Consider the following 16479-nt stretch of genomic DNA (forward strand, 5'->3'; position numbering starts at 1 on the left):
TGGCCGGGGTGACTGGCGCAGCGGTTGATGTATCACGCGCGGCATGACGCCCACCCGCCGCTCGCTCCTAGCCCTCCCCGTCGCCGCCGGCATCGCACCCCAGGCGTTCGCACAACCCGGCGCACCGTCGGACATTCCCATCTGGCCGCCGACCGAGCGCTTCCCGCTCTGGCCCGGTATACCACCGGGCGCACCGACCCCGCTGCCCCGCCCCGCCCCGCAGATCACCGGCAAGCCCGGCGGCTACCGCGACGTCCAGATGCGCGGCGTCGCGCGTCCCGAGGTCGGCGTGTTCCGCCCGCTCCGCCCAGATGGTCGCGCGGTGCTGGTGATGCCCGGCGGCGGCTACAGCTTCACCTCGTTGCGCAACGAGGGCATCGACGTCGCGCGCGCGCTGAACGCGGTGGGGATCACCGTGTTCGTGCTCAGCTACCGGCTGCCCGGCGAAGGCTGGGCCGACCGCGCCGACGTGCCGCTCGCCGATGCGCAGCGCGCGATGCGGCTGATCCGGGCGAACGCGCGGCATTACGGCATTCGCGCTGATAAACTGGGCGTGCTGGGGTTCTCGGCCGGCGGACATTTGGCCGGGTCGCTAACCGTCAACCACGCGATCGAGGTCTATCGCACCGTCGACGCCGCCGACCGCCATTCGGCGCGCCCGGCCTATGCGGGGCTGATGTATGCGGTGTCGAACGTCGATCCCGGCCGCAGCCATGGCGGCTCGCGCGCCAACCTGCTCGGGCCCGATCCGTCGCCGGCGGTGCAGGCCCGCTATGCGATCGACCGCCAGCTGAAGCGCGGCGATCCGCCGCTGTTCCTGGTCCATGCCGAGGACGACACCACCGTGCCGGTGTTCAACAGCCTGGACCTGCTCGCCGCCGCGCGGCGTGCCGAGATCCCGGTCGAGGCGCATATCCTGCGCCGCGGCGGGCACGGGTTCGGGGTGCGATTGCCGCTGCGGTCGCCGGGATCGTTGTGGCCACAATTGTTCGACCGGTGGATGGGGGAGCCGATCGAATAACGCAATCCTCCCCTGCAAGGGGAGGTGGCTGGCGCAGCCAGACGGAGGGGTAACGCCCTCTCGATAGCGGGTCACCCCTCCGTCAGCGCGATGCGCTGCCACCTCCCCTTGCAGGGGAGGATATTCGTGCGCCTACCCGAACATCCGCTTCATCGATCGTTCCAGCATCACGAACTGCCACAGCGTCCGGCCATGCTCGGCGCGGCCGGCATGATGTTCCTCGGCGATCCGCGCGAGCACGCCCATGTCGAACCAGCCGGTCTCGCCCAGCGTCCGCGACTTCGCCAGCGCACGCGCCTCGCCGGCCAGACCGCCACGGAACCACGCGCTGATCGGGGTCACGAACCCCATCTTCCGCCGGTAGAGGATGTCCTTCGGTAGATAGGGCTCCATCGCCTTCTTCATCAGCCACTTGCCCTCGCCGCGGTGCAGCCGCATCGACGCGGGCAACGTCGCGCAGAACTCGATCAGGCGGTGGTCGAGCAGCGGTTCGCGCGCTTCCAGCCCGACCGCCATGCTGGTGCGGTCGACCTTGGTCAGGATGTCGCCGGGCAGCCAGTGCTTGATGTCCGCATATTGCGCGCGGTCGATCGCGTCGCGCGCCGGCGCGCCCGCCATCGTCGCGACATAGCGATCCTCGGCCCGGTAGCCGCCAAGCGCCGCGAGCGCGGTCTCACTGAACAACTGGCCGCGCAGTTCCGGGGTGGTGACACCGACAGATCGCGCATAGGCCTCGCCGCCTCCCTGCGCGAGGGCGAGCAGCGTCGACTTGGCGCGCAGCGGGCGCGGTGCCCAGTCGGCCTTGGGATACCAGCGGCCGAGCGTGCCGAACACGTCCTGCCGCAGATGGTCCGGCAGCAGTCCGCGGACGCGCTCTTCGGCGGCCTGGAACTTGTAGCGGCGATATCCGGCCAGCGCCTCGTCCGCGCCATCGCCCGACAGCGCGACGGTGACGCTCTCGCGGGCGAGCGCGCAGACCTGATAGGTGGCGAGCGCGGAGGCGTCGGCAAAGGGTTCGTCGAAGCTCGCGACCAGCGTGTCGATCAGGCCGTAGTCATCGGACCCGACCACCCGCTCGCGGTGATCGGTCGCGAAGCGGCGCGCGACCGCGCTGGCATAGACGCGCTCGTCGTGGCCGGCTTCGTCGAAACCGATCGTACAGGTGCGGACCGCCTTGGGGCTTGCCTCCGCCATCAACGCGACCACCGCGGAGCTGTCGACGCCACCCGACAGGAACGCGCCCAGCGGCACGTCGGCGACCATCCGGCTGCGCACGCCGGCTCGCATCCGATCGACCAGCTCCTCGCCCAGCGCCGCGGCCGACCCGCGCGCGCGGTTGGAGAAATCGACGTCCCAGTAGCGCCGCGGCTGGGGAACGCCGCGACCGCGCTCGATCAGCAGGAAGTGCCCGGCGGCGAGTTTGCGCACGCCGGCGACCATACACGCGTCGTCGGGCACATAGCCGAGCGCGAGGTAATCCTCGACCGCGCGCAGATCCGGCGTGCGGCGTACCAGCGGATGCGCGAGCAGGCCCTTCAGTTCGGAGGCGAAGGCGACCGATCCGTCCGCCAGTTCGACATATTGGAGCGGCTTCACGCCCAGCCGGTCGCGCGCGAGGAACAGCGTGCCGGCATCATGGATCGCGAACGCGAACATGCCGTTCAGCCGGTCGAGCAGCCCCGGCCCCCACGCCCGCCAGCCGTGCAGCAACACCTCGGTATCGCCCGCGGTACGAAAGACCGCGCCCTTGGCCGCGAGTTCGGCGCGCAGTTCGGCGAAATTGTAGATCTCGCCATTATAGGTGACCGTCAGCGCGCCGTCGGACATCGGCTGCGGCGATCCGGCGAGGTCGATGATCGACAACCGCCGGTGCCCGAAGCCGACACCGGGCGCGGTCCAGATGCCGTCGCCGTCGGGGCCGCGATGCGCCTGCGCCGCGATCATCGCATGGACGCGGGTCGGGTCGACCGGCTTCGGCGTGCCCGGGTGGAAGATCCCGGCGATGCCGCACATCTAGCGAATGCCCGCGGACTGGTCGGCGAGACGGTCGATCGGGCCCAGCGCGGCCAGGAAGCGCGCGATCGGTGCGGGCGACGCCGCTTCGGTGGACAGATGGATGGCGACCGCGCGTTGCGGGCCGCCGAGCAGGCGTGCCTTCAGGGTCGCGAGCTTCATCGCCATGGGATCGTGCGTGGTGACATCGCCGAACTCGGTACCATGTCCCGACGATCCGCTCCACCGGCCCCGGCGCAGTGATCCGCATCATCGATCCGCCTGCCAGGTCGGGCAGGTCGGCGACGCGGACCCAGCGATCCTCCTCGCGCAGTACGCCGGTGCCGAACGCGGCGAGCTTTGCCCCCTCGCGCTGGCGGCCATAGACCGCGATGGCCAGGTCGACGCTCTCGCCCGACGCGTCGGCATAGCGCCCGAACAAGATGTGATCCGCGTTCGGATAATAGGGGGTCCACGGCGCGCGGGTGCTGATCGGGGCGCGGTGCCAGCCGGGGATGTCGGGCAGGTCGATATGCGCGGGCAGGACAGCGGCACGGCCGCTGATCGAGTCGCTCCACGCCGGGAAGATCGCCGCGATAATGAACGTCATGACCGAAATTAGAACGAGGCCGGGGCGACGGCGTGCCATGGTCTGCAGCCGCGCGGGGTCGAAGGCGGGATCGTCGGGCGCGCGGTCGAACCAGCGCCAGCCCATCGCGAGAACACCCGCCATCACGAGCGCGAAGAAAAGCCAGCCATAGACGATATGATCGAACCCGGTGGCCGCCTCGACCGAGGTCAGGTCCGCCGCCCAGATCGTCCCGAACGCGCGGACTCCGTTGGCGAGGACCGGGACCACTACCGACACGATCAGGAACACCGCGCGACGTCGCCACGACAGGAAACACAGATTGGCGACCAGTACGCCGAACGCGACCATCGCGATGACGAACTTCGCGCCCGAACAGGCTTCGGCGACCTCGAACCAGTAGCGGCCGGCATGGATCAGCACGCCGTCGACCACCGCGGGCACACCGACCAGATGGAGCAGCGGCATCACGATCGCGACGGTGATGCTCTGCAGCGGTGGCTCCAGCCCTTCGCCGAACGGGACGAGGAACAGCGCGTAGCCGAGCGGGAAGAGCAGCCCGCGGGCGACGTTCGGGCCGAGGACCGCGACGACCGCGCCCTGCAGCATCACGACCAGGCCGAGCTGACGCGCGAAACCGACCGACGCGGCGTCCCCCATCAGCCACCCGAACCCGCCGACCGCGACGAGCGCGAGACCGGGCCACCAGCCGACCGGTCTGAGTTGTGCGAGTTCGCCGCGGCGCTGCCAGACCAGCCAAGCGATCACCGGGCCGATGAACAGGCAATGCCCGAAGGTCGTGCTGTTCCACCAGATCCGGCCGAGATCGGCGACGTCGCTGCGGAAGAAGCAGGAGCAGCGCGGTTGCGACGAGCGCGAGCGCGAGGCTGTGGCGTTGCCACGTCGTCATGGCAGGAGCGCGTCGAGCGGGGCGAGGCGGGCGTCCCAGCCGTAGCGTGCAATGACCTGCGCGCGCGCTGCCGTACCGAGCGCGGCCGCCGCCACGGGGTCGTCGAGCAGATCGCAAATCCGGGCGGCGAAGCCTTCCGCATCGTCGGCGACGCGGATCGTGCCGGCGTGCTCGATGCCCTGAGCGGCCGGGGCGGAGGCGACCACCGGCCGCGCCATCGCCATCGCCTCGAGCACCTTGTTCTGAATCCCCCGTGCAAGCTTCAGCGGCGCGACGCAGACGTCCGCCGCGGCTAGCCAGCCGCGCACGTCGTCGACCGCACCGGTGACGATGACGTCGTCGCTCGCCAGCGCCTGCACCGCCGCGGTGGGCGCGCGGCCGACGATCGCGAAGCGGGCCGGGTGCCGGCGGCGAACGATCGGCAGGATGTCGCGCGCGAACCAGGTCACCGCGTCGATATTCGGGCGATAATCCATCTGGCCGGTGAACAGGATCAGCGGTCCGGCGATCGCTTCGGGCGACACGGCGGCCGGATCGCAGGTCGCCGAGTCGATGCCGTTCTCGACCGCCAGCACCCTGCCCTGCGCACCGCCCGCGCGGAACAGCGCGGCTTCGGCATCGCTGACGAACAGGCTGGCCGAGACTCGCGCGGCGACGTCGCGTTCGAACGCGCCGAGCAGCCGCGCCTCGCGTCGCATCATCCAGCGCATCGGTCCGCTCGAGTCCTCGGCGTAACTGGCGAACTTGGCGGAATCCATGTCGACGAAATCCATGATCGCCGGTTCGTCCGGGCCCAGATACTGTGCCATCTGGCCCGAAAAGACGAAGGTCATCGCGATCGGATGGCGCTCGCGCACCGCGGCCACCGCGGCGGCGATGCGACGATTGGCGAACGCCGTCAGCGAGACAGGCTTGCCGCCGACCAGCGCCTCGACGGCGGCACGGCGCCGCGATTTGTCGCGCGGCACGATCGTGCAGCTCGCCAGCATTCGCGTGAACGATTCCGGCGGGTCGTGATCGGCTTCGTCGTCCGCGAATGCCACGAGATGGACACGGGTGCGCGCCGCGAGATGCTGCAGGATGTGGAAGCTGCGGATCTTGTCGCCGCGATCGGGGGGAAAGGGAACGCGGTGGGCGAGGAAGAGCAAGCTCATCCCAGGCCCCTGGAGATCCACGGACCGGCGGCGTTGGCGGCCCATAGCGGGAGCTTCTTCCAGGTCCGCACCATCAGCGCGTATTTCGGGTTGAGCGGATTGACCTCGCGCGCCGGGCCGTCGCTACGCTTCGCATAGCTGCGCGGTTCGGGCGTGAACCCCCAGTTCTTCTTGAATGCCGCGGCCCCGGTCCCGGTCTTCGAGCGGCCGAAGTCGAAGCGCGTGCAGCCGCGGGCGCGGGCGTGGGCCATCAGCGCGAAATACATCCGGTCGTTGGCGCGCAGCCCCCGCGCCGCTGCGGTACCGCCGCCCCAATAGGGGAAAACGGTGCCGCGAAAATATAAGCTCAGGACGCTCGCCACCGCGCGGCCTTCGTGGCGGACGGTGAGGATATCGGCGTCCATCGATGCCATCACGGCGCGGAACAGTTTTGCCGGGAAGACCGGCGTACCCAGATTGCGGACCGACTCGGCATACACGCGGTAATGCTCGGCTTGAATCGCGCGGTCAGTACCGGTCGCGATCTCGAGATCGAAGCCTAGCGCGCGACGCACTTCCGCCCGCTGTTTGCGGGGAATGGCGAGCAGTTCGGCATCGTCATCCGCCGCCAGGTCGCGGGCGAAACCGAGATAACTGGTGGCATCGCTCGTCCAACCATCCGGCGCTGCACCGCCGCGCAGTTCTACCGAGGGGCAGCCGATCCGTTGCGCGAGCGCCCAGGCCGCGTCGGACAGCTCTTCCACCGCGTCGCCCAGCACGCCGCCATCGACGCCGAACCCGGTCGAAACCAGCGCGCGACCGAAGAGCGGCGAGCGCATTTCGCTGAGTGGCAGGACTCCCGCGATCGAGCCGTCGGCGCGTTCGGCGATCAGGTAGCGGGCACGCTGGCCACAGCCGGCCTGCACGGCCAGGCTCCAATCAGGAAGGTGAAACGGCGTCGCACCCGCGGCCGCTTCGACGAAGCCGGCGATCCGCGCGCACTCGGACGCGTCGCGCAAATCCACTTCCCGCACGGCAACCGGTGCCGCCACCGGATCGGTCATAGCAGTCGTGCGGCTTCGCGCGCCACCACCGCATCGACGCGGCCCCAGTCGTGCCGTCCGATCAGCCCGCGCAACTTGCCCTGCATCGCCGCCAGCCGCGCATAATGGCGCAGCTTCGATCGCATCGGTGCCGCCGTCACGCGCGGCTGAGCGGGATCGATCTCCCAGGGGTGAAAGTAGAATATTGCCGGTCGCTCGGCGCGATTGACCTGGCGGACCGCGAAGTCGGTAAGCGCGGACGGCAACAGGCGGAAGAAGCCGCCCCCGGTCGCCAAGCGGCGCTTGCCGATCTCCGCCACCGTCACCGGGAGTTCGATCAGCGCGCTGTCGGCGAGCGGCTTGAACGCATAGCGTGGGGCTTCCCGCCAGCCATAGTGATCGTGTTTCAGCGGCGCGACGCTCGACGAATAGGCATAGCCCTCCTCGGCCAGGACGCGGTGCGCCCAGGGCGTGCGCTGGTCAATCGAAAAGCTCGGCGCGCGGTAGCCCGTCACCTTCTGCCCGGCCGCATCCTCGATCGTCGCACGCGCGCGGGCGAGATCGGCGCGGAAGATTTCGGCATCCATCGTGAAGACGCGCTGGTGGTCCCAGCCGTGACTGGCGATCTCGTGCCCTGCATCGACGATGCGGCGGATGAGCCGCGGGTAGCGGTCGGCGACCCAGCCGAGCGTGAAGAAGGTGCCGACGACGCCGCTTTCCGCGAACAACGCCAGCGTCGCATCGGTGTTCGCTTCGACCCGCGAATCGAGGCCGTTCCAGTCGGCCTTGTCGATCACGCGTTCGAACGCGCCGACCTGAAACCATTCCTCGACGTCGACGGACATGCCGTTGCGCATGTCAGGCCGCGTCGTGCCAGTTCGCGACACCCCGGATCGGCGCGTAATCGGGTTTCGCCGAATCGCTCTCGACCCAGTCGACCAGCAGGGTGAGCACCCGGCGCAGCGCCGCGTCCTGCTGTTCGACGCGCGCTTCGAGTTCGGCAACGCGCGCGGTGAGTTCGGTATCGACGGCCGGGGCTGCGCGAACGGCCGGGGTTGCCTCGGGCGTGGACGCGACCGGTGCCGTTTCGGGTTCGTCGGGCGTGGTGAGGGCCAGTGTCGGCAGGTCGGCGTCGAGGTCGCCGATCACGGCGTTGACGACGGCTTCGTCGATCAGCGTCAGGTCCTCGATCGAGGCGTGCAGCATGACGCGGCCGGCGAGCAGGTTGAGCCGGCGCGGGACGCCGCCCGAACCGCGGTACAGCGCGGCGAACGAATCGTCCTGGAAATCGGGGTTGCCGGTCCACCCGACCACCGCCAGCCGGTGCGCGATATATTCGGAAACCTCGTGCTCCTCCATCGGGTCGAGATGGTGGATCGCGATGATCCGCTGGCGCAGCTGTTCGAGGCGGTCGGAACCGTGCAGGCGATCGCGGAAATCGGGCTGGCCGAGCAGCAGTATCTGCAGCAGCGCCTGGCCCCCCGCCTGGAAGTTCGACAGCATCCGCAACTCCTCGAGCGCGGACACCGGCAATGCCTGCGCCTCGTCGACGATCAGCAGCGTGCGACGCCCGGTGCGCGCGACGGCGTGCAGCCCGCGTTCGATCGCGGTCAGCAACTCCGCCTTTTCGAGCCCCGCCGGGTTCACGCCAAGGTCGGTCGCGACGATCCGCAACAGGTCCTCGGCCTCGATCGCGGTTGAGACGATCTTGATCGCGTTCAGGGCCTTGTGGTCGATCGTGTCCATCAGATGGCCGACGAGCGTGGTCTTGCCCGCGCCGATGTCGCCGGTGATGACGATGAAGCCCTCACCCTGCGCCAGCCCATAGCCGAGATACGCCATCGCCTTGCGGTGGGTGGCGGTCTCGAACCAGAATTTCGGGTCCGGGGTCAGCTGGAACGGCCGACCGGTCAGTCCATAATGTTCGTCGTACATATGCCTGTCCTAGAACTGATAGCGCGCACCGAGCAGCGCCTGCGCTGACCAGTCGCTGTCGAAATCGCCGACCTTGAAGCTGTACAACCCGACCGAGGCGGTCGTTCCGAGGCGGCCGAAGTTGCGATAGTAACTCCCGGTTGCGCCATATGACCACACGCCACCGTCGCTGAGCCCGTCCCCAAGTCCGCCGCCGACGCCGCTGTCGTAGTAATTGACGAAGGCGTTGGCGTTGATGCCCGACACCTCGGTCAACGATCGGGCGTAGAACAGCTGGCCGTAATAGCTCTGATCCTCGAGCCCGGAGACCACGATCCCGGGTGCGACGCGCGGCGCGTACAGCTTGCGGTTGGCATAGCCGATGCCGGCGCCCCAGGTGCTGCGCCCACGGGTCGCGATCACGACGCCGTCGATCCCGCGGGCGCGGTAGCTCGCGGTCGAGATCGACTGGAAGACGTCGTCGAGGCAACCGCCGGGCGCAGCGCCGGTCGATCCGAACACGCAGCCGTTGAACTGCTGGCTGAACCCCTGAGTCGGCGAGACGAAGCTGGTCGGGATGTTGGCGAGCCCGGTCCGGAGCTGGCGGCCAAAGGTCTGGACGCCGTCATAGACGTTGAGCTGCAGGCCGACGCCCTGCGACGCCTGGTAGGTGGCGGTGCCGGTATAGCTGAGCGAACCATAGCGCTTGCCGACCCGTCCCTCGACCGAGGTCCGGCGGTTCGGGCGCCAGATCACGCCAGCGTCGTAATAGACCCCGTCGGTGCGATAGGCGATCCGGCGCGGCGAACCCGGCGCGGTGATGAAGCGGCCATTGTCGTCGAGCACCGGTGCGCCGGCCGTGTCGACAAGCGCGTCCTTCTGGCTGGTCTCGATCTTCTCGTACCCGACACCGGCGGTCAGCGCGACATAGGGCGATATCGGCAGCAGCGCGTCGCCGCGGCCGTAATAGCCTTCGTAGCGCTGCTTGAGCTGGCTCGCGGTCTCGCGGTCGTAGCCAGCACTGGCGGTCAGGCCGACCGGCAGCAGCGTGCCGGGCTTGAAGCCGGCGCTGGCGGTCGCGGTATGGCCGATCGAATCGTCGTAATAATCGAGCCGCCGGCTGCCGATATCGGTATCGGCGAAGGTCGGCGTCTCGACCTTGGTGTATCCGAAGCGATAGTCCGCGTTGAACGCGATCGGGCCGGCGTTGGTCGCCAGGCTGGGGCCGACATAGCCGGCATAGACCTGCGCGATGTTGTCGACGTTGCCGACCAGGATGCCGGGCGCCGATCCGCGGATGTCTGACCGGGCGCGCGTCGCGATGCCGCCGGCCTCGACCGACAGCGCACGCGTCAGCTGCACGTTGGCGCGGGCGAGACCCGACAGGACGTCCTGGTCGCCGATGCGGTCGTCATAGGCGAAGCGGTGCTCGTAGCGCACGCTGGCCTGTGCCGAGACGCGCTGGGTCTGCACCGATCCATCCAGGCCGGCCGCGAGCGTGGTATAGGTCACGACATCGCCGCCGTTGAGGTCGGCGTCGAGGATCTGGCTCGCCTCGACATAGGGCGTCAGCGTGACGCGGCGTGCATCTTGCGCGATCGCGGGGTTGCTCGCGAGCAATGCGATCATCGCGACGCCACCCCCCCGGGTCGTCGCACGGAACATGGCGGTCACTTGGATCCCTCCTGGCCGTAATAGCTACCGAACCGGGCGCCGCCAGGTACGAACGAAACGGCGTTGAGGACGAGCTGGATGTGTTCGCAGCTGTCGAGCAGGTTGACCGCGTCGCGCAACTCGCCCTCGGGCGTGCGATCGGCGCGGACCACGAGCATCACCTGGCCGACCAGCATCGCCAGCACCGCAGCGGGCGACGCGGCGAGCGCGGGCGGCGAATCGAAGATGATGATACGGCGCGGATTGGCCGCCAGCAGCCGCGCGAGCACGGTCCGCGTGCGCGCGCTGGCGAGCAGTTCGGTGTCCATCGCGGTCTTGGTGCCGGCGGGCAGGATCGAGAGGTGCGACACGTCGGTGCGGATCACCAGCGTCTCGACGTCGATACGCGAATCGGCGAGCGCGTCGAGCAGCCCGGGCGCGTCCGCGATCCCCAACCGGTTGACGATGTCGGGCTTGGCGACATCGGCGTCGACCAGCAGCACGTCGGTATCTCGCTCGGCAGCCAGCGACAGCGCCAGGTTGATCGCGCAGAAGGTCTTGCCGTCCTCCGGCCGGGCCGAGCAGACCAGGATGGTGCGCGCGGCGTCGGGGCTGTCGCTGTCGGCGATACGACCCTGGGTGATCAGCAGCTGGCGCTTGATGAGGCGGAATTCCTCGGCGAGCGGACCGACCGGTGCGCCCGGTACGATCATGCCGTTGCCCGCGAGCATTCCGCGATCGATCGGCGCGATGTCGCCCTGGTCGATCGGCAGATGGAAATCGTCGGGCAGTTCCTCGCCCACCGGCGCGCGCAGTTCCTCGGGAATCGCGAGGAAGGTCGGGTCGGTGTTGACGGAAACGGGGCTCGCCGGAGTCGGGTCCGCTAGCGCAGGGTCCGCGGGAACGGCCTCCTGCTCCACGGCCGGCAGATCGCGCGCGCGGGCATGTGCGCCGAAATCATAGACCTTGGCGGCCCGTTCGAGCAGCGACGGCTCGCGCGTGGTGTTCCTGGTCACGGTCATATCCTTCGCGCCGCCCACGTCACGCCGCCAGCCCGCGCTGGAGGATCTCGACCCCCAGCAGCAGGACATAGGCGGCTCCCAGCGCGGCGGTGCCGCCCAGGAACATCTTCAGTTTACGACGGCGCTGTTCGGACTGGACCCGCGTCACGACCTCGCCGATCGACCCGATCACGGCCAGCCCCGATGCTTTTTGCAGCCGCGCGCCGGTCGCGAACGTGGTCCGCAACTGACCCATCGCGAACGCCGCGCCTACCCCTGCGCCGAGCCCGGCGATCAGGACGCCGGTCAGCAACAGCATGCGGTTCGGCGCGGTCGGGGTGCGCGGCGTGGTCGGCGGATCGATCACGCTGAATTTTACGCGGTCGGTCTGGGTCTGCGCCTGGCCACGCAGCGCGATCTGTTCGCGCTGGGTCAGCAGCTGCGCGTACTGGTCCTTCAGCACCTGATAGTCGCGGTCGATGCTGCCCTGTTCGGCGGCAGCCTCGGGATCGGCGGCGATCTTGCTGTTGAGCAGGTCGACATCGCCCTGCAGCTGGCTCTTCCGCATCCGCAGCGCGGCGACCGCTGCCTGCTTGTCGGCGAGCATCGATTGCAGCGAGACGAACAGCGGGTTGGCCGTCGCACCCGCGCCACCGCTGCCGCCCGCCAGCGGCTCGCCGCTGGCAGCCGCGGTGGCGGCGGCGAGCTGGCTTTTCAGCGCGACGACGTCGGGGTGGCTGTCGGTGTAGCCGCGCGCGCGTGCATCGGCGAGCTGGCCCTGGATCGCCTGCAGACGCGCGCGGGCGGGACCGGCCGACCCGGCGGTGCCGCCGGCGCCGGCGACGGTCTTTGGCGTACCCGCCATCTGGCCCTGGACCGCGGCGAGCCCCGATTGCGCGGCGGCAAGGTCGCCATCGACCTGCGACATCTGCGCGCGCGATGCGCCGATGCGGTCGCTGACCGATCCGGTGCCGGGGAGCGATCCCATATAGCGATTCTGGAAATCGGCGCGTTTGGCCTCGGCGTCCTGCAACTGCTTCTGGCGCTGTTCGAGCTGCGCGTCGAGGAAGGTAAGGCTCTGGCTGGTGCTGGTGCGATCGCCCGCCAGATTCTGTTCGACGAAGATATCGATCAGCTTCTGCGTGATCGTCCGCGCCAGCTTGGGGCTGGAGGCGGTCGTCGTGATCTGGAACAGGTTATCCTGCTGCGACACGATCTTGATGTTCTGCGCGAGCCCGGCGACGCGGTCGGCGACGTCGCGGTCGCTCGACACGGTGTTGGCCAGATCTGTCCCGCGCACGACCTTTTCGAGGTTCACCGCGGAAACCAGGGTCTGGCGGATGGTATCGACATCCTTCTGCGTGGACTGCGCGGGCGCATCCATCGTCGTCGGCAGGATGTTCTGCATCTGCACGAACACCCGCGCGCTCGATTCATACTTGCTCGGGATCTGCGACACGACCAGCCAGCCGAGTACGCAAACGCCCCACGCCACCGCGAGCGCAAGCCAGCGGCGGTTCCAGATCGCATGCAGCGCGATGCGGGCCTCGTCGTAGATCCCGTTCATATCAGAACATCGATTCCGGAATGATGATCACGTCGCCGGGTTCGAGCCGGACGTTGGCCGACGAATTGCCCTTCTTGAGCAAATTGCCGATCTGCAGCGCGAATTCGGTCTGCTTGCCGGTGGCACGGTCGTAGCGGACCAACCGCGCCTTGTTGCCCGCGGCGTACTGGCTGAGCCCGCCGACCGCGATCATCGCGTCGAGCAGCGTCATGTTGGCGCGGTAGGGGATCGACGCGGGCTTCTCGGTGGCGCCGACGATGCGGACCTGCTGGCTGTAGGTGCCCGAGAAATTCTCGACGATGACCGAGACGATCGGGTCCTTGATGTACTGGGCCAGCGCCTTCTTCATGTCCTCCGCCAGCACGGCGGGCGTCTTGCCGACCGCGGGCATGTCGTTGATCAGCGGCGTGGTGATGCGGCCGTCGGGGCGCACCTGGACCTTCGACGACAGCTCCGGGTTGCGCCAGACGAAGATGTTGAGCTGATCGAGCGGCCCGATGACGTATTCCTCGCCGGGCATCTCCTTGTTCGCGACATAGGCCGCGGGCGGCAGTTCGGGACGCCCGCCGGTGCTGGTACAGGCCGCCAGCGTCGAGGCGGCGAGGCCGGTAATCAGCAGGGTACGGGCAACGGGTCCGGCACGCATGGGCAAATATCTCCTGACGTCATGCCGGCCACGGGTCTACACCGGGATCGGCTGAACTCAGGATCGATATGGGTTGAACAGGTGAATATAGCGTTAGGAACGCTCGACAACTAGTTCGATCGCCGGTGGGTGGCCGAGGAACGCCGCCGGGCTGGCCGACGCCCCGTAAGCCCCTGCCAGGAAGATCGCGATCAGGTCGCCGACCTCGACCGGCGGCAGCGCGACGCGGTCGCCGAGACGGTCGAGCGGCGTGCATAGCGGTCCGACCACAGTGACCTCGGCAGTCGGCGCCTCCCCCATCCGCGCGGCGACCGCCAGCGGATAGTTGCGGCGGACGACGGTGCCGAAATTGCCGCTGGCGGCGAGCTGGTGGTTGAGACCGCCGTCGACGATGACGAAGGTCTCGCCCTGGCTCTGCTTCACGTCGACGACCCGGGTGAGGTAGACCCCGGCCTCTGCGACCAGCCAGCGGCCGAGTTCGATCGCGAACCGCGTGTCGGCGAGGATCGGCGCGCGCCGGGCCAGCGATTCGGCCAGCGCCGCGCCGACCCGCTCGACGTCGAGGGCTACGTCGCCGGCGAAATACGGGACGCCGAAGCCGCCGCCGAGATTGATTAGTGGCGGTGCGACGCCGGCCTCTTCGGCGAGTCGGGCGGCGAGTGCGAGCGTCGCGGACTGCGTGTCGATGATCGCCTGCGCGTCGAGCGCCTGGCTGCCCGCATAGATGTGGAACCCACGCCAGTCCGCGCCAGCCGCGACAATCCGCCGGACCAGCGCTGCGGCGCGGACCGCATCGACTCCGAACGGGGACGCCCGCCCGCCCATCTTCATGCCGCTGCCACGGAGTTCGACGTCGGGATTCACGCGGACCGCCAGACGCGGCGTGACGCCGACGCGGTCGCCGATCGCGAAGGCGCGGGTCGCTTCGCCCTCCGATTCGACGTTGAGCGTGGCGCCGGCGCGGATCGCCGCGGTCAGTTCGTCGTCGCGCTTGCCGGGACCGGCGAAGCTGATCGCCTGCGCGGGCTTTACCGTGAGCGCCTTAGCGAGTTCGCCGGACGAGGCGACGTCGAGGCCGTCGACTAGCGGTGCGATCGCGGCGAGCAGCGCGGGAAGCGGGTTCGCCTTGATCGCGTAATGGAGGTCGATGCCTGGAAACGCGGCACGGAAGCGCGCGACGCGGGTCGCGACGGCGGCCATGTTATAGACGAACAGCGGTGTGTCGCCGGCCTCCGCGACGAGCGAGTCGACTGAGCGCCCAGCAATGCTCAACGCGCCCGCCTGATCCAGAAACTCCGGCGGAAGTGGCCCGATCGGCTTCATCGACTCACCTCCTTGTTCCCCGCGAAGGCGGGGGCCCAGCCTGGGCCCCCGCCTTCGCGGGGGAACACGCTCTGGCCGTTGTAGCGATCGCGGACCGATCGAGCTTGCCGTTCGCATTACGGGGAAGTTCGTCGAACCAGTCATACCGCGCCGGCTGCATGAAACTCGGCAACACCCCCCGAAGCCGAGCACGCAACGCAGCCTCGTCCGCAGCATCCCCCGCCACCGCAACCACGATCGCCTGCCCCAACCGCTCGTCCGCGATCCCGACCGCAACCGCCTCGCGCGCCTCGCCGCCTGCCAGCACCGCCTCCTCGATCTCGAGCGGACTGATGCGGTTGCCGGCGCTCTTGATCATCTCGTCGTCGCGCCCGACGAACCGCAGCAAGCCGTCCGCCCCCTCCATCACGGTGTCGCCGGACCAGACCGCAAGGCTGCCATCCGGTTCGCGCCGAAACCGCTGCGCACTCCGCTCCGGGTCCCGCCAATAGCCTTGCGCCACCAGCGGCCCGGCATGGACGAGTTCGCCGGGTTCGCCGACCGCGGCCTGCGTCCCGTCCGCGCGCCGCACCGTCACCTCCGCTAACGGGATCGCGCGCCCCATCGCGTCGGGGTGCGTATCGATCAGCGCGGGATCGAGATAGGTCGAACGAAACGCCTCGGTCAGGCCGTACATCGCGTAGACCACCGCCGCCGGAAAGCGCTCGCGCAAGCCCCGCACCAGCCGCGGCGTCAGCGCGCCGCCCGAATTCGTCAGGCGCTTCAGCCGCGCCGCAGTCTCGGGCGGCCACTCCGCCTCCAGCAGCTGCACCCACAGAGGCGGCACTCCCGCCAGCGTCGTCGCACCGGTCCGCTCGACCGCCTTCACGACGTCACGCGCGGTCAGATAGTCGAGCGGCGCCACCGAAGCTCCCGCCGCCCAGGTCGAAAACAGCTGGTTCTGGCCATAGTCGAAGCTCAGCGGCAGGACACCGAGCACCCGGTCGTCCGGGGTAAGCTCCAGGTAGTGTGCAACCGAGATCGCACCCAGCCACAGGTTCGCATGGCTGAGCATGACGCCCTTCGGCCGGCCGGTGGAGCCCGAGGTATACAGGATCGCGGCGAGCGCATCGGGATCAGCGGAAGATGGACCTAGCCCCTCCTCGTTCCCCGGCGAGGGCCGGGGCCCAGTTGGGAGAACGGATGTAACCGATGGCTCAACCTCGTCATCAAGGCCTTGCCAACTGGGCCCCGGCCTCCGCCGGGGAACGAGGGGGACGTCGCGGTCCTCCACTACAACGCATCCCGCAGGCACGTCGGCCCCCTCCAGCGTCCCCGCCCGCGCACCCTGCGTCACCAGCAGCACAGCCCCGCTGTCGGCCAAAATATGCGCCACCTGCGCTCGCCGCAGCGCGGGGTTCACCGGCACATGCACCAGCCCAGCCCGCGCCACCGCTAGCGGCATCACGCACGCCACCCGCGTCTTCGGCAGCCACGTCGCCACCCGGTCTCCCGGTGCAAGCCCCCGCCCCGCCAGCCATCCCGCCGCCGCCGCGACCGCCGCCTCCAGATCGGCGAACGTCATCGTCCCGGTGCGATCGACCAGCGCCACGGCATCCGCCGCACCACGCGCGGGCAGATGGTCGATCGGATAGGGTTTTGGGTCGAGCGCGATCATCGCGCCCTCATAGCGCCAAGCCGTTGCCGA

Annotated in this window: 12 protein-coding genes and 1 pseudogene; 1 reads left to right on the forward strand and 12 read right to left on the reverse strand. The window is 69.1% G+C overall.

The annotated features are described in order from the left end of the window. The first annotated feature begins 43 nt into the window (after window positions 1-43). Window positions 44-1021 carry an alpha/beta hydrolase gene (locus SJY20_RS12185; RefSeq protein ID WP_380787193.1) on the forward strand — a complete coding sequence of 326 codons (978 nt, stop codon included), beginning with the start codon at window positions 44-46 and terminating at the stop codon, window positions 1019-1021. Window positions 1022-1153: 132 nt separating this feature from the next. On the opposite strand, the gene SJY20_RS12190 is transcribed toward SJY20_RS12185, so the two are convergent. The 12 genes and pseudogenes from SJY20_RS12190 to SJY20_RS12245 form a co-directional block, all read right to left on the reverse strand. Beyond that, window positions 1154-3034 (reverse strand): XrtA/PEP-CTERM system amidotransferase, encoded by a 1881-nt coding sequence (locus SJY20_RS12190; protein WP_380787194.1) that lies wholly within the window; start codon window positions 3032-3034, stop codon window positions 1154-1156. A 247-nt stretch (window positions 3035-3281) separates the two neighbouring features. Next, window positions 3282-4418 (reverse strand): annotated as a pseudogene (gene xrtA, locus SJY20_RS12195) (exosortase A); the annotation flags it as partial. Window positions 4419-4508: 90 nt separating this feature from the next. After that, window positions 4509-5666, reverse strand: a complete 1158-nt coding sequence (locus SJY20_RS12200; RefSeq protein ID WP_380787195.1) for a TIGR03087 family PEP-CTERM/XrtA system glycosyltransferase — start codon at window positions 5664-5666, stop codon at window positions 4509-4511. Then, window positions 5663-6709, reverse strand: coding sequence for a FemAB family XrtA/PEP-CTERM system-associated protein (locus tag SJY20_RS12205; protein ID WP_380787196.1), 1047 nt, complete (start codon window positions 6707-6709; stop codon window positions 5663-5665). The genes SJY20_RS12200 and SJY20_RS12205 overlap by 4 nt, the downstream gene beginning before the upstream one ends. Then, window positions 6706-7545 (reverse strand): XrtA system polysaccharide deacetylase, encoded by an 840-nt coding sequence (locus SJY20_RS12210; protein WP_380787197.1) that lies wholly within the window; start codon window positions 7543-7545, stop codon window positions 6706-6708. The genes SJY20_RS12205 and SJY20_RS12210 overlap by 4 nt, the downstream gene beginning before the upstream one ends. A gap of 1 nt (window position 7546) precedes the next feature. After that, complete coding sequence (locus tag SJY20_RS12215) at window positions 7547-8623, reverse strand: XrtA/PEP-CTERM system-associated ATPase (RefSeq protein ID WP_380787198.1); 1077 nt, start codon at window positions 8621-8623, stop codon at window positions 7547-7549. Between the two features lie 9 nt (window positions 8624-8632). Next, window positions 8633-10267, reverse strand: coding sequence for a hypothetical protein (locus SJY20_RS12220; RefSeq protein WP_380788681.1), 1635 nt, complete (start codon window positions 10265-10267; stop codon window positions 8633-8635). A gap of 5 nt (window positions 10268-10272) precedes the next feature. Further along, entirely contained in the window at window positions 10273-11271 is a 999-nt protein-coding gene (locus SJY20_RS12225; protein WP_380787199.1) for an AAA family ATPase, read from the reverse strand. Window positions 11272-11296: 25 nt separating this feature from the next. Beyond that, the gene (locus SJY20_RS12230; protein WP_380787200.1) at window positions 11297-12823 is read right to left on the reverse strand and encodes an XrtA system polysaccharide chain length determinant; all 1527 of its coding nucleotides are present in this window, start codon (window positions 12821-12823) and stop codon (window positions 11297-11299) included. Window position 12824: 1 nt separating this feature from the next. Then, window positions 12825-13469 carry an XrtA/PEP-CTERM system exopolysaccharide export protein gene (locus SJY20_RS12235; RefSeq protein WP_380787201.1) on the reverse strand — a complete coding sequence of 215 codons (645 nt, stop codon included), beginning with the start codon at window positions 13467-13469 and terminating at the stop codon, window positions 12825-12827. Between the two features lie 93 nt (window positions 13470-13562). Further along, the gene (locus SJY20_RS12240) at window positions 13563-14792 is read right to left on the reverse strand and encodes a pyridoxal-dependent decarboxylase, exosortase A system-associated (RefSeq protein WP_380787202.1); all 1230 of its coding nucleotides are present in this window, start codon (window positions 14790-14792) and stop codon (window positions 13563-13565) included. Window positions 14793-14796: 4 nt separating this feature from the next. Further along, window positions 14797-16449, reverse strand: a complete 1653-nt coding sequence (locus SJY20_RS12245) for an AMP-binding protein (RefSeq protein WP_380787203.1) — start codon at window positions 16447-16449, stop codon at window positions 14797-14799. Between the last annotated feature and the right edge of the window lie 30 nt (window positions 16450-16479).

It is taken from the genome of Sphingomonas sp. R86521, from assembly GCF_042466235.1.
Taxonomy (GTDB): domain Bacteria; phylum Pseudomonadota; class Alphaproteobacteria; order Sphingomonadales; family Sphingomonadaceae; genus Sphingomonas.

Bases quoted from the DNA above. Each gene is read 5' to 3' on its own strand.
- SJY20_RS12185 (WP_380787193.1), top strand. From the start codon at position 44: ATGACGCCCACCCGCCGCTCGCTCCTAGCCCTCCCCGTCGCCGCCGGC.
- SJY20_RS12190 (WP_380787194.1), bottom strand. From the start codon at position 3,034: ATGTGCGGCATCGCCGGGATCTTCCACCCGGGCACGCCGAAGCCGGTC.
- SJY20_RS12200 (WP_380787195.1), bottom strand. From the start codon at position 5,666: ATGAGCTTGCTCTTCCTCGCCCACCGCGTTCCCTTTCCCCCCGATCGC.
- SJY20_RS12205 (WP_380787196.1), bottom strand. From the start codon at position 6,709: ATGACCGATCCGGTGGCGGCACCGGTTGCCGTGCGGGAAGTGGATTTG.
- SJY20_RS12210 (WP_380787197.1), bottom strand. From the start codon at position 7,545: ATGCGCAACGGCATGTCCGTCGACGTCGAGGAATGGTTTCAGGTCGGC.
- SJY20_RS12215 (WP_380787198.1), bottom strand. From the start codon at position 8,623: ATGTACGACGAACATTATGGACTGACCGGTCGGCCGTTCCAGCTGACC.
- SJY20_RS12220 (WP_380788681.1), bottom strand. From the start codon at position 10,267: ATGTTCCGTGCGACGACCCGGGGGGGTGGCGTCGCGATGATCGCATTG.
- SJY20_RS12230 (WP_380787200.1), bottom strand. From the start codon at position 12,823: ATGAACGGGATCTACGACGAGGCCCGCATCGCGCTGCATGCGATCTGG.
- SJY20_RS12235 (WP_380787201.1), bottom strand. From the start codon at position 13,469: ATGCGTGCCGGACCCGTTGCCCGTACCCTGCTGATTACCGGCCTCGCC.
- SJY20_RS12240 (WP_380787202.1), bottom strand. From the start codon at position 14,792: ATGAAGCCGATCGGGCCACTTCCGCCGGAGTTTCTGGATCAGGCGGGC.
- SJY20_RS12245 (WP_380787203.1), bottom strand. From the start codon at position 16,449: ATGATCGCGCTCGACCCAAAACCCTATCCGATCGACCATCTGCCCGCG.